Genomic DNA, 17,165 nt, shown 5'->3' on the forward strand with positions numbered 1-17,165 from the left:
ATCAGTTTCCAATAAAGGAAGTACGCAACGAGTCGTGCGCAGATTTCAGGGAAAGTCCGGGATTGGCGAGGTAGGCCGACACCCTCTGGATCGCATGGTCTTCATTCACCTGGTCCTCGACCCAATTGACCTCGTCGAAGGCGATATGGTGGCCTTCGCCGACCTGCGGGTCCATGATGCTGAGCAGGGTTTGCGGCGAGGCGCCGCTGAAACCGAGCACCAGCACCGGCTTGTCATCCAGCCGTGTCAGGAACAGCGACAGCTCGAAGTCGGCGCGCGCCAGGAATGGCGTGACCACGTGCATCCAGAACGCCGCCACCAGGTAGCGGTAGATCGGGTCGGTAGGCAGGGGCAGCACCAGGCTCTTTTCCAGGCGGCTCGAGCTGCTTGCCATCACCGGTTGCAGCAGGATGCCAAGCGCCAGCAGCACCTGGCGCACGCTGCCGGTGAAGCCGGCCTGCGCCAGCATGGCGTCCAGGCCGCCGACAGTCTGCAGTTCGAGGAAATCGGCAAAGGCGGCATCGTAGGCGCTGGCATGGGTGTCCAGTTCCACGGTGTTGCCGTTCAGGGCTTGCAGCGGCGCGGCCGCATCCTCGGCAGACAGCACGCCGCCGCTCAGGTTTTCCAGGCGGTTCCACAGGCGGTTCAGCACCAGCGGGCTGTTGGCGGCAAAAGACGACGGTTCATCGACGTCGATGCTGCCGGCCATCAGGAACGGAAAGCGGCGGCTGGACTGGTCGCTGCTGGCCGCGATATGGCCGGCGATCGCCGCGCGGCGGCGCGGCCCGAACAGCGCAAAGTGCAGCGGCTGCACGGCGTCGTAGGTCAGTTTCCAGCGCGCGTCGGTGCTCAGCATGTCCATCGAGCGCGCCATCCAGTCGTCCATCATCTGCAGCACTTTCGGGTCGCTGCCGCCTTTTACGAAGTCAGCCCGGCTCGGAATCTTGCCGAAGTAACCGATAGCAGCAGCGCGACTCATTGCGCACCTCCCGCGGCGGCAATGGCTGGTTCGCCACCGGCGCCGGCCGGGGCCGGACCGCCAACCACGGTGTCAGGCAGGCGCAGCTTGCGGAAGCCCTGGCTGGCCTGGGCCGGTGCTGCAACCGGAGCAGGCGCCGAAGGCAACAGGCGCAGGTTGGCTGCCACGGTCACGCCGCCGTTGGTCCAGTTCAGTTCAAAGCTGCCATCCGGACGGCGCTTGCGCTGCGCCGCATCGATCATCTTCTTCAGGCCGAAGTGTCCATTCTCTTCCAGCACCACGACCTTCCTGCCGTCCGGCGTGAAGGCGGTAATGCGCGAACCGGGCACGCCTTGCGGGTTAGGCCAAACCATCGACACCCACGGCTGTTGCTGGCCTTTCCAGCGTACCGACTGGCCATCGATCTCGATGGTGTATTCGCTGACGCCCGTCACGGCCACGGTCTGCAGTTCGAAGCGGGTTTGCGCTTCCTCGCTGCTGGCGGCCTGGTTGGCGACGCCGTTCGCACTGAGCGGCGCAATCCAGCCCGGGAAGGCGGTAGCGACGGCAGGCGAGAGGGTAATGCCCATATTGGCCCAGGTCTTGGCGCTCAGGGAGTCGCCGCGGCGCACCACCAGCGGGCCGATGGTCGTGTTGAAGAATTTCGCCACGGCGCCTTCTGGACCGAACACCTGGCCGATTTCGGCATTGCTGGCTTCCTGCCTGGATTCGGCCGCGAACGGATACTTGGTCTGCAGGTCGCGGCGGAACGGCTCCAGCACCTGCGCCGCCCATACCTTGTTGATCTCGGCTTCGGTCGGCTGCACGATGACAGCAAAGGTTTGCATCAGTGGGCGCACCAGCAACGGACGGATGGCCTGCTTCTGCGGGTCGCTCATGCCGACCAGCATCTGCTCGTCGACATATTTCAGGGCGTCGGCCAGTTCGGAGCCGCTGCCATCCAGCGTTTGCTGCATGAGCTGCTTGGCGCCGGGGCCCGGGTCGCCCTGGTTCTTGATCTGGTTGAAGCGCGCGCGCAGCTTGCCCAGGCTATCCATATAGCCGCGCATCAGCGACGCGTTGTTGTCCTTGACGACCACCAGTTGCGCCACGCCGGCGAATTCCCGGCCGACAGGACCGAGCGGCAGCGGTGCGCCAGGCTGGCCTTGCGGATTTGCCGGCAGGTTGATGTTCACCTGCGAAGGCTTCTGGCGCAGGATGGTTTCGCGGAACCAGTCGCCGATGCCGCGCTGGGCACGCTGCAGGCCGCTATCCAGCAGGGTAGGGTTATCCCACGAGGTTTCCTGGTACACGGTGGTGACCAGCTTGGAAATCGGCGAAGTCTGCGGATCGCCCAGGCGATTCATCGCGGTTGCCGCCGCTTCGAAGCCGTTCAAGTCCTTGATCGCCACGCCCTGCAGGAATTTCTGCCATTCCTTGGCATAGTCGTTCTTGTACAGGTCGACCAGGGCTTTCTGGATCTGCTCAGGGCTGCCTTCCAGCGTCAGGTCGTCCTTGGCGGCGGTCTTCAGCACCCAGTCGGCGCTTTGCAGCTCGTGGTTGGCGGCTTCCTTGAAGGCGTCGCGCACATAGCCTTCCCAGGCGGCACGGGTGTAGGCGCCCGAAATCGAATAGCTGCCCACGACCAGTTCGCGGTCCTGGTCGCCAACGATGCGAGCCACGGTCATGGACGGGAAGCGGGTCGAGGCGCGGGCCTTGACGTCCGCATACACGCGTTCGCGCGCCGGCATGCCGCGCACCACGCCGCGCAGGGTGTTGCGCGACTGGTCGACCAGCGCCAGGCGGTTCTCGACGGTCGGCCAGGAAGGATCGTTGATCTCGGACAGGTAGAAGGCGATCAGGCGTTCGGCGCTGCGGATCATCTGCTCGCGCGGCATCGCCCCGCGATTCGACTCCAGCCATACGCGCCAGAAGCGGGTCAGCTGGTCGTTCAGGTGGCTCGCTTCGGCGCGCGACTTATCACCCAGCATCAGGTAGGTTTTCAGCGCGTTGTAGGCGTCTTCCACGTTTTCTGGTGAGGCGTCCTTGAACTGCTGCGGCCCGGCGTGTGCCACGGCAGGCGCCGGCGTTGCAGGCGCAGTGCCTGGCGTCGCGCCTGGCGCTGCAGGCGCCGCTGCGGCTGCCGGCGTGGCCGCGGCATTGCGCGCCAGCGGTTGCAGGCGCTCGGCATTGGTATTGACTTCGCCCAGGAAGGTTTCCAGGGATTGGCCAACGGGTTTCAGCATCACTTCACGAACGCCGGCGAAGTATTCTTCGCGCAGCTTGCGTTCCAGATAAGCACCCTGGTACAGGCCCAGGCTGACCGACAGTGGACGGTTGTCGCGGAAGCGGTCCAGTTGTTCGATACGGTCCTGCAGGATTTCCAGCGCCTCCAGGCGTGCCGCCAGGTCAGGGCGCTGCTTTTGCAGCTTCACGACTTTGTCGAGATCGGCCTGCACATTGGCCACCAGGGTGCGGTTGCCCATGTAGGACCAGCTCCAGCCGCCCAGCAGCAAGCCGCTCAGCGCCACCGCGCCGAAGAAGGCCGCATAGCGCATGCGCACTTTTGCCGGGCTGGCGTATTGCGCCACCAGGTTCTTGTCCGCAAAGATCACGTTGCGGAACAACTTGAGCAGGAAGTAGCCATGCTGCTGTTCGCTGCCGTGGTGCTCTTCGCGTTGCAGGCTCAGGTCGAAACGCTGCGCCACGCGGTGCGAGGTGGCGGAGACGCCTTCGCCTTCCTGCAGCGCGCTGGTGAAGTAGAAGCCGCGGAACACGGGCTTGAACTGGAAGGGGTTTTCTTCGAACAGCGTCGCGATGAAGGTGCGCAGCGGCGCCTTGACTGAGTTGAACTCCAGCGGGAATGTGAACACGCCGGACGGCAGGCGTTCGCGCCATTGCAGGGCCATATTGGCCAGGCTCATTTCCTTCAGGCCTTCATACAGCTCGTCAAAGCGCGCATCGAACTGGCGCAGCAGGTCTTCGTTCGGCTGGTTCTTGTGGTAGGGCAGGGTGGCGCCCCAGACGCGGTCGCGTTCGCCGATTTCGGAATCGTGGAAGAAGTCGGTGAAGCCGTTGATCAGGTCGGCCTTGGTAAAGACGACGTAGACCGGCGCATGCACTTCCAGCTTTTCGGTCAGCTCCTGCACGCGCTGGCGCAGGTTCTTGGCCAGTTCGATCGCGAATTCCGGGCGCTTGCCGGTCAGCTCGGCGATGCTGACGGCAATGATGATGCCGTTGATCGGTGCTTTCTTGCGGTACTTCTTCAGCAGGTTGAGGAAGCCAAACCATTCGGCGCGGTCTTCGTCGTTGACCGCATAGCGGCCGGCGGTATCGAGCAGGATGCCGTCGGTGGTGAAGAACCAGTCGCAGTTACGGGTACCGCCCACGCCTTGCACGATACGGCTGCCGGCCAGCGGAAACTGCAGGCCGGAATTGGCGATCGCCGTGCTCTTGCCGGCGGCCGGATTACCAATGATCATGTACCAGGGCAGCTCATACAAGGCAGCGCTGCCGGAGCGCAGGCCCAGCTTGGAAGTCTTGATGGTCTGGATCGCATCGAGCATGCGCTTGCGCAGGGCTTCCGTTTCGTGGCGCGGCGCTGGTTCGGCCTTGGCAGGCGTTGTGACGGCCTGCTGTTCCAGCATGCTGCCCAACTGGGTGGCGGCGCGGCGCGCGCGATAGCGACGCCACGACCAGACCATTATGCCAAGCAGCAGGGCGGCTGCCAGCACGGCAAAGGCCAGGGTGTATGGCAATTCCAGCAGCACCGCCGCCACTAGCAGGAATGCCGCGAAGGCAAGCCAGCCGTAGATAAGGAAGGCGGTGCGCGAGGTCAGGATTTCCCGGATTCTGTGCATCATTTTTCTACTCTTGCAAGGTTAGCTAAGGGATTGCGCTTTATTTGCCGGGGCCGGGTGCGGCCGGCCAGCAAGGCGTAACGTTGGGGTGGGGCGCTGTTGGCCAGCGTGAGCGCAAGGGCGCCGCGTCTTGTAAATGTGCTCCAGGCATTCCGAATTCCTATTTCCTTCTCACGCCGTCCACACGCAACTCCGTGTGGCCGAAATCCATCATCTTCCAGCGGCCGCCCCAGGTCAGGCCCAGGCTTTCCGCCACTTCACCGAACAGCTGGTATCCGCGCATGGCCCATGGATCACGCTCCGAGATCACGAGCTTGCCGTCGCGCAGGAAGGCGCAGTCGGCGGCCAGGCCGTATTGGTGCCAGCTCTGGAAGGCCTTGGCATTGGTCACGTTGCTGCCTTGCGCCGCCAGCGCGTCCTGGCGCTCAGGACTGCGGTAGCCTTCCAGGATGGCCATGTCGTAGCCATGGCGCTCCTTCATGATGCGGAACGCCTGCAGCAAGCGCTGCGAATAGTCCTTATCCAGCAAGGCCCAGTCGCGGCTTGCCGACACTAGGCCAGGGCGCACGATTTCGACTTCCGGTGTCATGAACAGCATCGGAGGCAGGGGAGCCGGCGGCACCAGCTGCTCACCGTGCAGCAGCTCCGATACCTGCTGGTTCGCTTCGCGCACCGGCGCATCGAAGCCGCCCACCATGGTGCGGCTGCTGGCCATCCAGGCGACGACTGCCGGCAGCAGCATGATGAACAGCGCCGCAAGCGCGGTCCATTTGTGTTCGCGCAGGAAGTTTCCGCCCTGGCGCATGGCCAAGGCCGATTCCGAACCCAGTGCACCGGCCTGCTCGCCGCCGCGGCGCGCGATGTTCTGCACGCGGCGCTGGAAACGGCTGCCCACCAGCTCCAGGCGGCGCGAGACATAGGCCCGCCCGGCAGGGAACAGGACCATCCAGCTCAGCGCGCAAGCCAGCAGGAAATACAGCACGACAGCGACGAACACCACAATTGACCTCTGGAATCTAAATTACTAATTTGATAACATCGCGGGCGCGTGTCGCCTTAGCAATAAATTATTGCGGGAAAGTATATCTTGAAGTTCTGATAATCTGCTTTTACTTGGATTTCAATCGTGCGCGCCCCCGTTAAAGGCGGTCTGCCCTAGAGTGCGCACCTTTTTCCTGGGATAAAGTATATTAATGATAACCTTTGCCAGGAGTAATCCATTGTCATCAAGCAACGAAACCCGGAAACCGGCAGGCCGTCCAAGCCTGCTTTCGGCCGAGCAGCAAAATGCTCTAGAGAATCAACCAGCTTCGCCGGCAGCGTTTGAGCCGCCGCCTGCGGAAGCTCCGCGTCGCAAACACTTGTGGATTGCCGGCGGCGTGAGCGTCCTGCTGATCGCCGTCGCCCTGGCGTTTGTGTCGTTCGGCGGAAGTGAACCGGCTGCCGAAACAGTGGCTGCCGCAGCGGCGCCTGCAACAGCGCCGGCATCCGCAGCAGCGACCGCGCCTGCTGCCGCACCTGCCGGTGCAGCAGAGCAGCCCGCACAGCCAGCAGACAATTCGCCGCTAGGCGCCTTGAATGCGCCACAAGTCGCAGCCATCATCGATGAATCGCCGCCGCCTGTCGTCGGCAAGCCAAAGGAATCGCTGAAGCAGATGCTGGAAAGCGGGACTCCGGCCGCAAGCAAGCCCGCTGCGGCAAAGGCGGTACGCAAGCCGGCCAAGGAAAAACCAGCCAGGGAGTCCGAGCAGGAAGCCACGCAGCCATCCGCGGAAGAGGAGAATGACGTCCAGCTCCTGGCGGCGCTGGTGGCCCACGCCAAGTACGACACTTCAGCAAACGCCCGCATGTCCTTGTCTAAGGCGCTCGACCAATGCAAGAAGCAGGGCAAGCAGGATGCGGCCCGCTGCCGTCTCCGTGTCTGCGAAGGTCGCTGGAAGAAAAACGAATGCCGCGTTTACAGCCGCAGCAAGCTTGAAAAGGCCGCGATGGGCGCGTGAGGCCCTGAGCTTGGGAGGCGCGGCCCTTCAGTTCGTCGCCGGCATTGCGCGACCTTCGTCATAGTGCGCGCTTGGCAGCAACGACAGCATCAGGATTGAGAGGGAATTGTTGGCGGACCGGATCGCGCCTTCCGACGGAAGGCCGAGTGCTCCGTCATAGCCACATGCCAGGACGGCAACCGGCCGTGAGTCCAGCCATCCGCGCCTTGCTTTCTCGATCGTCACATGCGCGTTTTCCATTTTCAGGAAGGGCAGCGGGAATTGAAAGACTTCTGCCAGCACGCCCGTTTCTTCCGGGGCGGCCCGGTGGACTAGCTCCTTCAGCATTTCGGGATCGCCGCAATGCTGTTCAACCAGTTGCGAGAAGTTGTCGGAATCCAGACTCTCAGTCCCGAACTGAGGCAATGCCGAATACGTGATCTTTTCAACGCCAGTTGATTCGGGCGCAATCCGCGCGCTCCAACCGAAGGTTACCTGGCTTTGCCAGTTGTCGATGCGGATGCCCTGTAGCAGCGGCAGCTTCTCGAGCTTTTTCCAATGGATCTCGTTCGAGTAAATCCGGCCAAGGCCAGCCTTGCGCAGGACAGGGGTGATGTCCTGCCCGAGGAAGAAGGCCCGTTGAGTACTCGTTACGCGCAATGGGGCGCCGTCATGGAACGCCTTCAGATCGCGGAAGGTCTTGTCTGCATACGCTTCGCCTTCGCCAAGGTACTCGAACAGGGGAGTCGCGGCGTAGAGACCGGCATACTGCGGATGCTTCGTCGCGTTGTGAAAAGAGAGCGCCAGTTCCACCTCATGGCCGTTCAGGCGAATCCGGACGTCGTTGATCCTTGTCTCGCCCAGCTGGACGCCGACCGTCAATGGCACTGCATTCTCGAAGTCGTAAGCGAAGCCTGTGCTGGCGAAGCAGGCAGAAATGATGAAGGCCAGGGTGGTCTTAAGCCGCATGTTTGATTAATTTGCTGGTCTGATTCGCTTGAATTTACCGCTTTCGAGAAGCTGGTATTCCGGGTTGCCGTCCTCATCGACGCAGATATATTCTTCAGTGAGGTTGCAGCGTACATTGAGCTGATCGACGACCTTTCCGGATTTAATGGAGAGGTAAGCGCCACCCATGACATCGCGGCCTCTGTTCTCGCCTGCCTCAAGGTCGTTCACTCGAACGACGACAATGCCTTTGAATGGTGGGAGAACGTTAAAGACCGGGTGCAGGCCGTGTGAGAAAGGCGTTGCGTAGTCATCGGCAAAACTTGCGCCACCTTTTCGATAGTCGTGGTGGCCAACAAGCTGCGCGATATAGTTCGCGCTCTCTTTCCTGGCGATATAGGGGTTGAAAACCGGCGAGCATTGACTGGTTTCCCGCAAACCTCCGCCGCGGCCGGCCAGATGGCTCTCGCAATGGTTTGCAAAAATCTCGGCATCGAACGGCAGGTGAGATGGCGAGAGTCCCGCTAACTCGGGCTGGCGGGCTTCGTTGTTCGCGGCCATGCCTCCAGCGCGCACAAAGCTATAAAAGGTCTCGCCACCGGCTGCGACCAACAATCTATCTCCGTCAACCAATACATCTTCGAATTCTTCGCTGCAGTCCTGCGAGGGGCCTTCCAGATGGTAGTAGAAACCGTTCTTGGGGAGTGCAACATCAAACTCTTTCCTGATGAAGGCGCCCAGGGCAGTCTCGCTTACCCCTCCTTTAAGCGCCAACTGAAAGAGTTCGCTGTAATAGTACTTTTTCCGCTGGTACGTGCCTAAGCAACGCGGATCAAAGTTGGTTCGATTGTTGACGATCTGGAGTATCTTTTTGCCGGGTGATCGAACAGTTTTCTGATGACGGTAGTAAGCGCTGGCCTTTTCAAATCGCCAGGTGCCGGAAAGGTCCGCGGCAGACGAATGAGAACAGGGAAGGAGAGCCAGAAGGTAAAGAAGAGTGAAGGATGTTAACCGGTTCATTCGCGTGGCGATCCAGGGCTTTTGTTAGAAGTGCTTGAACTTGCCTGTCGGCTGAAGCTGGTATTGCCTGGTTTCGCCCGCCATGCAGATGTAGTTCTCATTCATGACGCACGTGGCGTTGACCTGGTCGACCACCTTGCCGTCTTTGATCGACAGGAATACGCCGGACATCACTTCGCGTTCTCCATTCTGCGGCTCGAGGTCTTCCACATGAACCACGGTCACGTCTTTCATTAGCGGCAAAACCGTATACACGGGATGAAGCTTGTTCGCAAACGGAGGAGCGTAGTCTTGCGCCATCTGTGCTCCTCGTTTCTCGTAATTATTACTGCCAATTAGCTGTGCGAGCCTGTTCTTGCTTTCGCTATCTGCCACATATGGGTAATAGACGGGGGCACACTTCGTGGTCGCACTGGGTTTGCCGCTCTGGCCAGTGATGTTGGCGGCACAGAGCTTGTAGAAGCCAAGGGTATCGTAAGGCAGCTGGGAGAATCGATGGCCGTCCGCGATCGTCGAGGGCGGATTCGAATTGCCCTGGCCGGCGCCCGTGCGCCGGTAAACGCGAAGAACAACGCCGCCAACAGGAACGAGCAGGGTGTCGTCCTGGACCAGAAGCCGTTTGTAATCATCGCCGCACATGGGTGAACCGACGTCGGATTTGAAGTAGACGGCCTTCGGGCCAAGGTCGAATGAAGCCTGACCCTTCAGGAAATCCTTCAATTTCGCTTCATTGAAGCCATTCCTTAACAGCAGCTGGAAGGCTTCCGAATAGTTGAACCTCTCCTTGTTCGCTTTTCCAGAGCAGTTTTCATTCACCCAGACCCCATTGTCAACAATTTGCAGATAGGGATTTGCAGGGGGCTTCGGTGAATCCATGACCTGGAGAGGGTCGAGGCTGCGTGCATACTTCCAGGTGCCATTGACGTCAGAACCGGAAGCTGCCTGAATTGAGAGTGCGCCGACCAGGGCTGCAGTAAAGCGCATCATTTACTTGAACAGGCGGGCTGCTTCCGCGGACATTGCTTCGTTCACGTCACAGAAATTGCGCTTGCTGGCGACCTTGCCAACCTCTCGGAAGGCCAGCGCCGGTGCGTCCACCGTCTCGGGATCATCATTCTTTTTCAATTCCAGCACCGTGAAGTTCACGCGGCGCTCGTCTGCCCACATGCCATCGCGCTCGGCATAAACCACACGCAGGCCAGACTTTGTCTTGAAAGCGCGGAATCCGCTGATGGCGCAATCGGCGCCAGATTCCAGTTGCAGCGCTGGTACGAAGCGCTTCTTGATTTCGAAGGGAATCTGCTGTGCTGGACCCTTGTCATTGGCGCGGAAGAAGGTAATGGCGCGCAAAGTGTGGGGCGTGTTCCTGTCGATGTCGGTGTACAGCATTTGCAGTTCCATGCCGTTTGTCGAAATGCTTGTGATGTCGCGTTGTGGGGTGATGAATTGCTGCGCGTGCAGCGGCAGGCCGATGGCGAGCAGCAGCGCGCCAAGGAGATGAGCTTTCATGTGATTTGCTCCGAGAAACCCCGTCCTTCAGGGCGGGGAGTGAAAGGAGCCGGCCGCAACGCGGCCGTTCTCCTTGAGATTTGTGAAATACTGTATAAAATTACAGTATGATTCTCGTCTACCGTTTCCGTGTGAAATCGAAAAACGGGCTGCTTGATCTGCAAGCCCGTAAGGTGAATTTCGTCTGGAACTACTGCAATGACCGGCAGAAAGATGCCTTGCGGTTTGAGCGCCCCTGGCTGTCCGGCTTTGACTTGAACAAGCTCACGACCGGCAGCAGCAAAGAATTGGAACTGCACTCCGGTGTGATCAATGCCGTATGCGAACAGTTCGCCAAATCGCGTGCCCAACACCGTCGTCCCTATCTGCGTTTCCGCGGTCGGAAGTCTTTGGGATGGATTCCTTTCAAAGGCCGCGACCTGCATCGGGAAGGCAACGCGTTTCGCTTTGCAGGTAATACGTTCCGCGTGTTCTACTCTCGCCCGCTTCCTGAAGGGAAGATCAAGGACGGCAGTTGCTTTGCGCAAGACGAATTGCGCAGCAATTCGGGCCCCGTGAAAAGCTTTGCCAGCCGCGGTAACTGGTTCCTCAATATTGTGATCGAGGTAGCCGAGCCGCCGGTCCGGCCACTCGACCACGGTGTCGGTATCGATCTTGGCTTGAGGGATCTCGCTACCCCGTCCGAGGGAGAAAAGATTCCGGCGCCGGGCTTTTATCGTGAGGCGGAAGCGGCGCTGGCGGTAGCGCAGCGAGCCCACAAGCGGCGCAGCATCAAAGCCATCCAGGCGCGCACGGCGCGGCGACGGCTGGACTTCTTGCATAACAGGTCGGTGGAGCTTGCCCGCGCTTTCGACCATATCGCTGTTGGCAATGTGAATGCCAGTGGACTCGCCCAAACCAGCCTGGCGAAGTCCGTGCTTGATGCAGGCTGGTCGTCCTTCCGCAAGATGCTGGCGTACAAGGCCATGAGGCATGGCGCACGGTACGTGGAAGTAGACGAACGCTTTACCACCCAGACCTGCTCGAATTGCGGAACCCCAAGCCACATTCGCGCGCCAAGGCGGGGACCGAGAGGTATCGCAGGCCTTGGAATAAGAGAGTGGGAATGCAGCGAATGCGGTGTGGTACATGATCGTGATCGTAATGCTGCGTTAAACATTCTCCGTCGCGGACGTGCGACGCTGGAAGCAGGAATCCCCGTCCTTTAGGGCGGGGGGGACGTCAAGTGATTCTCCGGGTTATGCGATGTGCGAGCGAGCGAAGTCGATCAGCTCGCGCGGATAGAAGTGGTCTTGGCGGTAGCTGGCGTCGTCGATGCCCAGCACGAAGCTGATGGCTGCGGCTTCCAGCGACCAGTAGCCGAAGAACTGGACGCCCTTGCGGTTGGTGCCGAAATACGGTTCGTCTTCGCTCATGTCGTACCAGGCACGCATGTAGCCGGCCATCAGGGCGGGGCGCATTTCGGGAGCTGCGGCGAAAATCGGCAGGGCTTGCGAGTAGGGTCTGCCCCGCGTACATTTTTTTGGCGGGGCTTCGCGGCCAGGCACGAAAGGTGCGACCAACTGCTCCAGCAGCGCGTCGCGACGACGGTTGCCATAATCAAGGATAGGCATGATGCGGGCCAGCTTCTCTTCATGGCCCAGCAGGATGGCGAAACACACCAGCGACAGGCCGGTGTGATAGTCATCGTCTTGCAGGTCCAGCCAGTGCTTGTAGCAGTCCTCGTCCTCGCCGCTCTCCGGCCGTGTAAATGGCGTTAGGAAGCGCGCGTAGTCTTCCCAAAAGCTGAGAGCCAGCGGAAAAAAAGTATTGAGGTCCTCCAATGCATGGCCGGCGCTGTAGCTATTGCGCAGGTGATTCACGGACTCCCATGCCAGCAGGTGTGCTCCGTCATACTGATCCGGGTCGGCGCATTCGTAACGGACCTTGTCGGTGAAGTGCGCCAGGTTTTCCTCGTAGCTGTCATAGCGCATGCGGCTGGAGCGGCGCCGCTGCTCGAAATCGGCAGGGGACAGCTTCTTGTGCCGCCAAAACATGGCCAGGTCTTCGAGCGTATCGGGCGGCGCCAGTTCGGCGCTTTCCACGATGGATGCGGCGACGTACGTCGGCATCTTGCCTGCATTGGCCTGGCGTGCAAAGGCGGCCATGTGCGCCGGATAGTAGGGCAGGTGGCGATAGCTCGCATCGTCGATGCCCAGCACCAGGGTGATGGCGGCCGCCTCCCACGACCAGTAGCCGACGAACTGGTAACCAGATTTGTGCAGGTCGTAATAGTTTTCGCGGCGGCTGGCCTCGTACCATTCTGCGAGATATTGCGCCATCAGTGCCGGCCGTTCGGCGGGCTGCGCGGCAAAGATGGGGAGAACCTTCGAATACGGCAGGTTGCGGCGGCAGATGCCGACAGACGGATCGCGCCCTTCGACGCAGCAACTGAGCAAGCGTTCGACCAGCGCGTCGCGCTTCTCATTGCGGTAGTCGATCAGCGGCACCAGGCGATGCAGCATATCCTGCTTGCCGAGCAGGAGGCCAAGGCAAACCATGGTCAGCGCCTGATGGTACTCCGGACCGGCCAGCGCAACATGCGGCCAAGGAGTCTCGCGATCATTGCTGTCGTTATAGGCTTGGTTGTAGTGGGCGTAGGTTTCCCAATGTTCGACCGCACGGTCGTAGAAAGCTTGAAGCTGGGCGATGTCATGCCCGCCGCTATAGCAGTTGACCAGGAACGCGGTGGCGTCAGTCGCCAGGCGCTTGGTCGTGTTCATCAGGTTATAGAGCGGGATCGCCGAGATCATCTCGGGCGGTTGCTGCAGGCGTTCCCTCACATGCTCGAACGTCTCGAGCTGGTCATGGAAGTTTTCTTCGTAGCCGTGATACCTAAGCAGGGGTTCGCGCAGGGACTGGTGAAAGTCGCTTTCTGACAGCGGGGCATGCATGGGTGTTGCTCTTTCTGTAACGATGCGGACCGCCATTACAGCCTAGAATTTCGTGAACGGCAAGAGTGATTCAATTGAATCGGGGGTGGCAGGCGAAAAAAAGCGGGAAGAGCCCGAAAGCCAATCCCGCTTTGTTGTATTGCATAGACGTTCAGGCGTCCTGCTTAGCCTTGTTTCTCGTCGTCGCCAGCAGTCGCTGGGTACGGACGGTTGACCCACAGGATCCAGTAGCGCGCCAGGTCGGCACGGCCATCGGCGCCTTGCACGGTTTCCAGGATCTTGATGGCTTCATCCTTCTTGCCGGCCATCGCGTAGGAGTAGCCCAGGCGCAGCTTGGCATCTTCCGCGTTTTTCAGGCCGCCCTTGGCGATGCCGTCCTGGATCAGCTGGATACCCTTGTCATACTGGCCCATGGTCACGAACGCGTAACCAAGGTTGACCATGCCGGTGCCGTTCTTGGCCTTGCGGGCCGAAGATTCGGTGGAGGCGATGTTCTTCATGTCGTCTGCGGCTTGCCTGTCAAGTTCGCCCTTCAGCTTCTTGATCTTGGCGTTCTGGGTCACAGCACCGTTGGCGATGCCGGCATCCAGGACGGCCTTGCCTTCGATGAACTGGCCTTCGAGCTGGTCGACTTCGGCCAGTTCCACGTAGTCCTGTTCTTCCATCTTGGTGGTGGCCACTTTCTGCAGGCGAATGATGTCAGCCGAGAAGCGGGTGGAGTAGTTTTCCTTGCCGCGGGTGCGGTACAGCATGTCCGACCAGTAGCGGTCACGTGGATGCCAGCGCACCAGGCCTTCCAGCGCCGTCAGGTAGGTAGCCTTGTCCTTCAGGCGATGCGAGGCGTCGGCCAGCATGTGAAGCTCTTCGCGGGTCATTGGCTGGTTAGCCTTGATGCTGTCGTTCAGCTTCTTCAGTAGGTCGGCCTGCACGCCCTTGTAATCGCCCGATTCGAAGCGGATCGCCATGATCTGGCGCGCCACTTTCGGGTCGCCGGACAGTTCGCCGTACTTCTGCAGGTTTTCGATGGTCTTGGGGTAGTTCTTCTGCTCCTGGTAGTAGCCCGCCAGCGCTTGCGTGAACTTGGCCTTCTCATCTTTCTCCAGGCGGCCCGAAGCCAGCACGTACTCCAGCATTTCGATCAGCTTCGGCTTGTCGCCCATGCCAAGGGCGGTGGCCAGGCGCATGCGGTTGATGAAATACTGCTCGTAGGAGGATTTGTTCGGCATTGCATCTGCCTGGTCCAGCAAGGCGTTCACTTCGCCATATTTTTTGGCATCCAGCAGAGGGGCCAGGATTTTGCTGTCCAGGAATTTAACCATCTCTTTGCGCACCGTCTCTTGTGGAGCCGCGGCAGCCTGTTTGTCTTGCGCGTGTGCGGTCTGGACCAGCGCCGGGACGGCGCCCAGGCCGATGGCTGCCAGCAGCAGGCCGATACGTGCGAAACGATGTTGGGTCATGGTATGTGATCCTTCTTGTGGTTGAGGCAAACGTCTATTCTCCCATAATTTCGTCATGGGACCGGTTTTCTGAAGTAGCCAATTGTAACGATATATTATGGCCGGTCGAGAGCCGTGCCGTCAGCCGCAAACAGCATGCAGCGCTCCGGCGGCAGGAACAGCGTGGCAGCTGCGCCGGGTGCTGGCAGCGGATGATCCTGTGCCAGTTTCACCGCCAGCGCCTCCGCCATGCCGGGCAAGGCCGCGTAAACGATGGACTGATCGCCAAGATACTCCACATGGCTGATCGCGACAGCGGCCGCATTGTAAGCTTCTTCCCGCATTTGCAGGTGTTCCGGACGCACGCCAAGCGTGACGCTGGCGCCGCGCTCGACCTCGCCGGGCAGGACCGCCACTTCGACGATGGCGCCGCCCGGCAGTAGCACCGCCACGTGCGTGGCGCCTACGGCCATCACTTCGCCCGGGATGAAGTTCATGCGCGGCGCGCCGAGGAAGCCGGCCACGAACAGGTTGGCCGGGCTGTTATACAGTTGCTGCGGCGTGCCTGCCTGTTCAACCTTGCCGCCGTTGAACACCACGATGCGCTGGCCCAGCGTCATTGCTTCCACCTGGTCGTGCGTCACATAGATGGTGGTGGTGCCCAGTTCCTTGTGCAGCCGGCCGATTTCCAGCCGCATTTGTACGCGCAGGCCGGCATCCAGGTTGGACAGCGGTTCGTCGAACAGGAACAGCTGCGGCTTGCGCACGATGGCGCGGCCAATGGCCACGCGCTGGCGCTGGCCGCCGGATAGTTCCTTTGGCTTGCGATGGAGCAGGTGGCCGATCTGCAGCGTGGCGGCGGCGCGTTCCACTCCCGCGCGCAATTCGGCGGCGGGCGTGCCGGCCAGCTTCAGGCCGAATGCCATGTTTTCATACACCGTCATGTGCGGGTACAGCGCATAGGACTGGAACACCATCGCCAGTCCTCGCTGGGCCGGCGGCACGCTGTTGGCGAGCCGACCGCCGATATGCAGTTCGCCGCCGCTGATTTCTTCCAGCCCGGCGATCATGCGCAGCAGCGTCGACTTGCCGCAACCGGACGGGCCGACAAACACGGTGAATTCACCGTCCGCGATGTCCAGGTTTATGCCCTGGATGACCGGGTCATTGTCGCCATAGCGCTTGGCGATATTGCGCAGCGAGACCGATGCCATGAATCAGGCCGCCTCGGGCACGGCGTCGCCGCCGGATCGCTCGCGCGACTCCATCGGAATGAACTGCGACAGGACGGTGACGGGGATGGCAGCCACCAGTACCCACAGGAAGAAGTTCTTGTAGCCCAGCGCCATCTGGATATCGCCGCTGATCCAGCGGAATAGTACAAAGCCCCCCTGCATCACGCCGGTAGAGAAGGCGTAGTGCGCCGTGGTGTACTTACCCGGCGCTACGACTTGCATCATGTACAGGATGACGCCGACGAAGCCAAAACCGTAGCCGAACATTTCCACGCTGAGGGCGACGCCGATCGTGGTCAGGTCGGTCGGCAGGGAGTGCGACAGGAAGTAGAAAACCAGGTTTGGCAAGTTCATCGCCAGGATCAGGAACAGGATGGCGCGGCGCAGCGACAGCCAGGACGTGAAATAGCCGCCGGCGATGGAGCCGATGATGAAGGCGATAGTGCCGCTGGTGCCGTAGACGGCGCCTACTTCGGCAGTGCTCAGGCCAAGGCCGCCCGCCTCGCGCGCTTCACGCAGGAACAGCGGGCCAATCGTCTGCACCTGCGCCTCGCCGGCACGGAACAAGATGATGAACAGGATCGAAATCAAGATGCCCGGTTTGCGGAAGTAGTCGGCAATCACTTCCACCAGGGTGCGCGCCACGCCGCCCACGGTATGGTCGTCCATGCGGGCGTTGGGGCTGAGGGGCAGCGCCCAGAGGTTATATGTGCCCAATGCGCACATCGTCAGGCCGAGGATGCCGAAGATGACGGTCCAGGCGGCGGTAACGCCCTGGGTCTTCTCCAGGTAGCCAGCCAGCATCAGCAAGCCGCCTTGTGCCAGGAATCGGCCGGCATTGAAGAAAGTACCGGTCCAGCCGGCGTATTGCGCCTGTGCCTTCTTGTTCAGGCTGGCGATGTACAGCCCGTCACAGGAAATATCATGGGTAGCGGAGGCGATCGACACCAGGAACAGCACGCCGATGCTGGCGCTGAGCCAGAACGGGAATTGCAGCGCGAGCGCCACCAGGCCAAGGCCCACGCCGCCGAACAGCTGCAGGCTGACCACGACCAGCTTTTTGCTGGACGCCAGTTCCAGGAATGGACTCCACAAGGGTTTGAAGATCCAGGCGCCGCCGAGGAAGGCCAGCCAGTGGCTGATTTCCGCGTTCGACATGTTCATGCTCTTCATCATCTGGCCGAAGACGAGCGCAATGGCGAAGTAGGGCAGGCCCTGCGCCAGGTACAGCGTGGGGATCCATTTCAGCGGGTTGTGGCGTGCGGCGTCCATCTTCTCTCCTTAAGC

Annotated in this window: 13 protein-coding genes; 2 read left to right on the top strand and 11 right to left on the bottom strand. The window is 60.8% G+C overall.

The window, feature by feature from the left end; translation table 11 throughout:
* Position 1 precedes the first annotated feature (1 nt).
* The 3 genes from tagF to ACN9M3_RS09670 all read right to left on the bottom strand — a co-directional run bounded on the left by tagF (position 2) and on the right by ACN9M3_RS09670 (position 5,818).
* On the bottom strand, positions 2–979 hold the full coding sequence (gene tagF, locus ACN9M3_RS09660; protein ID WP_426170293.1) for a type VI secretion system-associated protein TagF: 978 nt from the start codon (positions 977–979) through the stop codon (positions 2–4).
* A complete protein-coding gene (tssM, locus tag ACN9M3_RS09665) occupies positions 976–4,818 on the bottom strand; it encodes a type VI secretion system membrane subunit TssM (protein ID WP_426323722.1) in 3,843 nt (1,280 codons plus the stop codon). Before tssM ends, tagF begins: the two co-directional genes overlap by 4 nt.
* Before the next feature lie 160 nt (positions 4,819–4,978).
* A complete protein-coding gene (locus tag ACN9M3_RS09670) occupies positions 4,979–5,818 on the bottom strand; it encodes a M15 family metallopeptidase (protein ID WP_426170295.1) in 840 nt (279 codons plus the stop codon).
* A 379-nt stretch (positions 5,819–6,197) separates the two neighbouring features.
* Here ACN9M3_RS09670 and ACN9M3_RS09675 point away from each other — a divergent pair, with 379 nt between their 5' ends.
* Positions 6,198–6,818: a hypothetical protein gene (locus ACN9M3_RS09675; RefSeq protein ID WP_426322089.1), complete on the top strand. Its 621-nt coding sequence runs from the start codon at positions 6,198–6,200 to the stop codon at positions 6,816–6,818.
* 27 nt (positions 6,819–6,845) lie between these two features.
* On the opposite strand, the gene ACN9M3_RS09680 is transcribed toward ACN9M3_RS09675, so the two are convergent.
* The 4 genes from ACN9M3_RS09680 to ACN9M3_RS09695 are packed head-to-tail and all read right to left on the bottom strand — an operon-like array spanning position 6,846 to position 10,274.
* Positions 6,846–7,766 carry a hypothetical protein gene (locus tag ACN9M3_RS09680; RefSeq protein ID WP_426322091.1) on the bottom strand — a complete coding sequence of 307 codons (921 nt, stop codon included), beginning with the start codon at positions 7,764–7,766 and terminating at the stop codon, positions 6,846–6,848.
* A gap of 6 nt (positions 7,767–7,772) precedes the next feature.
* Complete coding sequence (locus ACN9M3_RS09685) at positions 7,773–8,765, bottom strand: hypothetical protein (RefSeq protein WP_426322093.1); 993 nt, start codon at positions 8,763–8,765, stop codon at positions 7,773–7,775.
* A gap of 24 nt (positions 8,766–8,789) precedes the next feature.
* Entirely contained in the window at positions 8,790–9,752 is a 963-nt protein-coding gene (locus ACN9M3_RS09690) for a hypothetical protein (protein WP_426322095.1), read from the bottom strand.
* Positions 9,753–10,274, bottom strand: coding sequence for a hypothetical protein (locus ACN9M3_RS09695; RefSeq protein ID WP_426322097.1), 522 nt, complete (start codon positions 10,272–10,274; stop codon positions 9,753–9,755). It lies immediately after the preceding gene.
* A gap of 107 nt (positions 10,275–10,381) precedes the next feature.
* On the opposite strand from ACN9M3_RS09695, the gene ACN9M3_RS09700 reads away from it, so the two are divergent.
* On the top strand, positions 10,382–11,482 hold the full coding sequence (locus ACN9M3_RS09700; RefSeq protein ID WP_426322099.1) for an RNA-guided endonuclease InsQ/TnpB family protein: 1,101 nt from the start codon (positions 10,382–10,384) through the stop codon (positions 11,480–11,482).
* A gap of 30 nt (positions 11,483–11,512) precedes the next feature.
* On the opposite strand, the gene ACN9M3_RS09705 is transcribed toward ACN9M3_RS09700, so the two are convergent.
* The 4 genes from ACN9M3_RS09705 to ACN9M3_RS09720 all read right to left on the bottom strand — a co-directional run bounded on the left by ACN9M3_RS09705 (position 11,513) and on the right by ACN9M3_RS09720 (position 17,150).
* Positions 11,513–13,207 (bottom strand): PoNe immunity protein domain-containing protein, encoded by a 1,695-nt coding sequence (locus tag ACN9M3_RS09705; RefSeq protein ID WP_426322101.1) that lies wholly within the window; start codon positions 13,205–13,207, stop codon positions 11,513–11,515.
* Positions 13,208–13,371: 164 nt separating this feature from the next.
* A complete protein-coding gene (locus ACN9M3_RS09710) occupies positions 13,372–14,664 on the bottom strand; it encodes a tetratricopeptide repeat protein (RefSeq protein WP_426322103.1) in 1,293 nt (430 codons plus the stop codon).
* A gap of 95 nt (positions 14,665–14,759) precedes the next feature.
* The gene (locus ACN9M3_RS09715) at positions 14,760–15,857 is read right to left on the bottom strand and encodes an ABC transporter ATP-binding protein (protein WP_426322105.1); all 1,098 of its coding nucleotides are present in this window, start codon (positions 15,855–15,857) and stop codon (positions 14,760–14,762) included.
* 3 nt (positions 15,858–15,860) lie between these two features.
* Complete coding sequence (locus ACN9M3_RS09720; protein WP_426322107.1) at positions 15,861–17,150, bottom strand: MFS transporter; 1,290 nt, start codon at positions 17,148–17,150, stop codon at positions 15,861–15,863.
* Between the last annotated feature and the right edge of the window lie 15 nt (positions 17,151–17,165).

The organism is Pseudoduganella sp. R-43 (assembly GCF_049913255.1).
GTDB lineage: Bacteria > Pseudomonadota > Gammaproteobacteria > Burkholderiales > Burkholderiaceae_D > Rugamonas.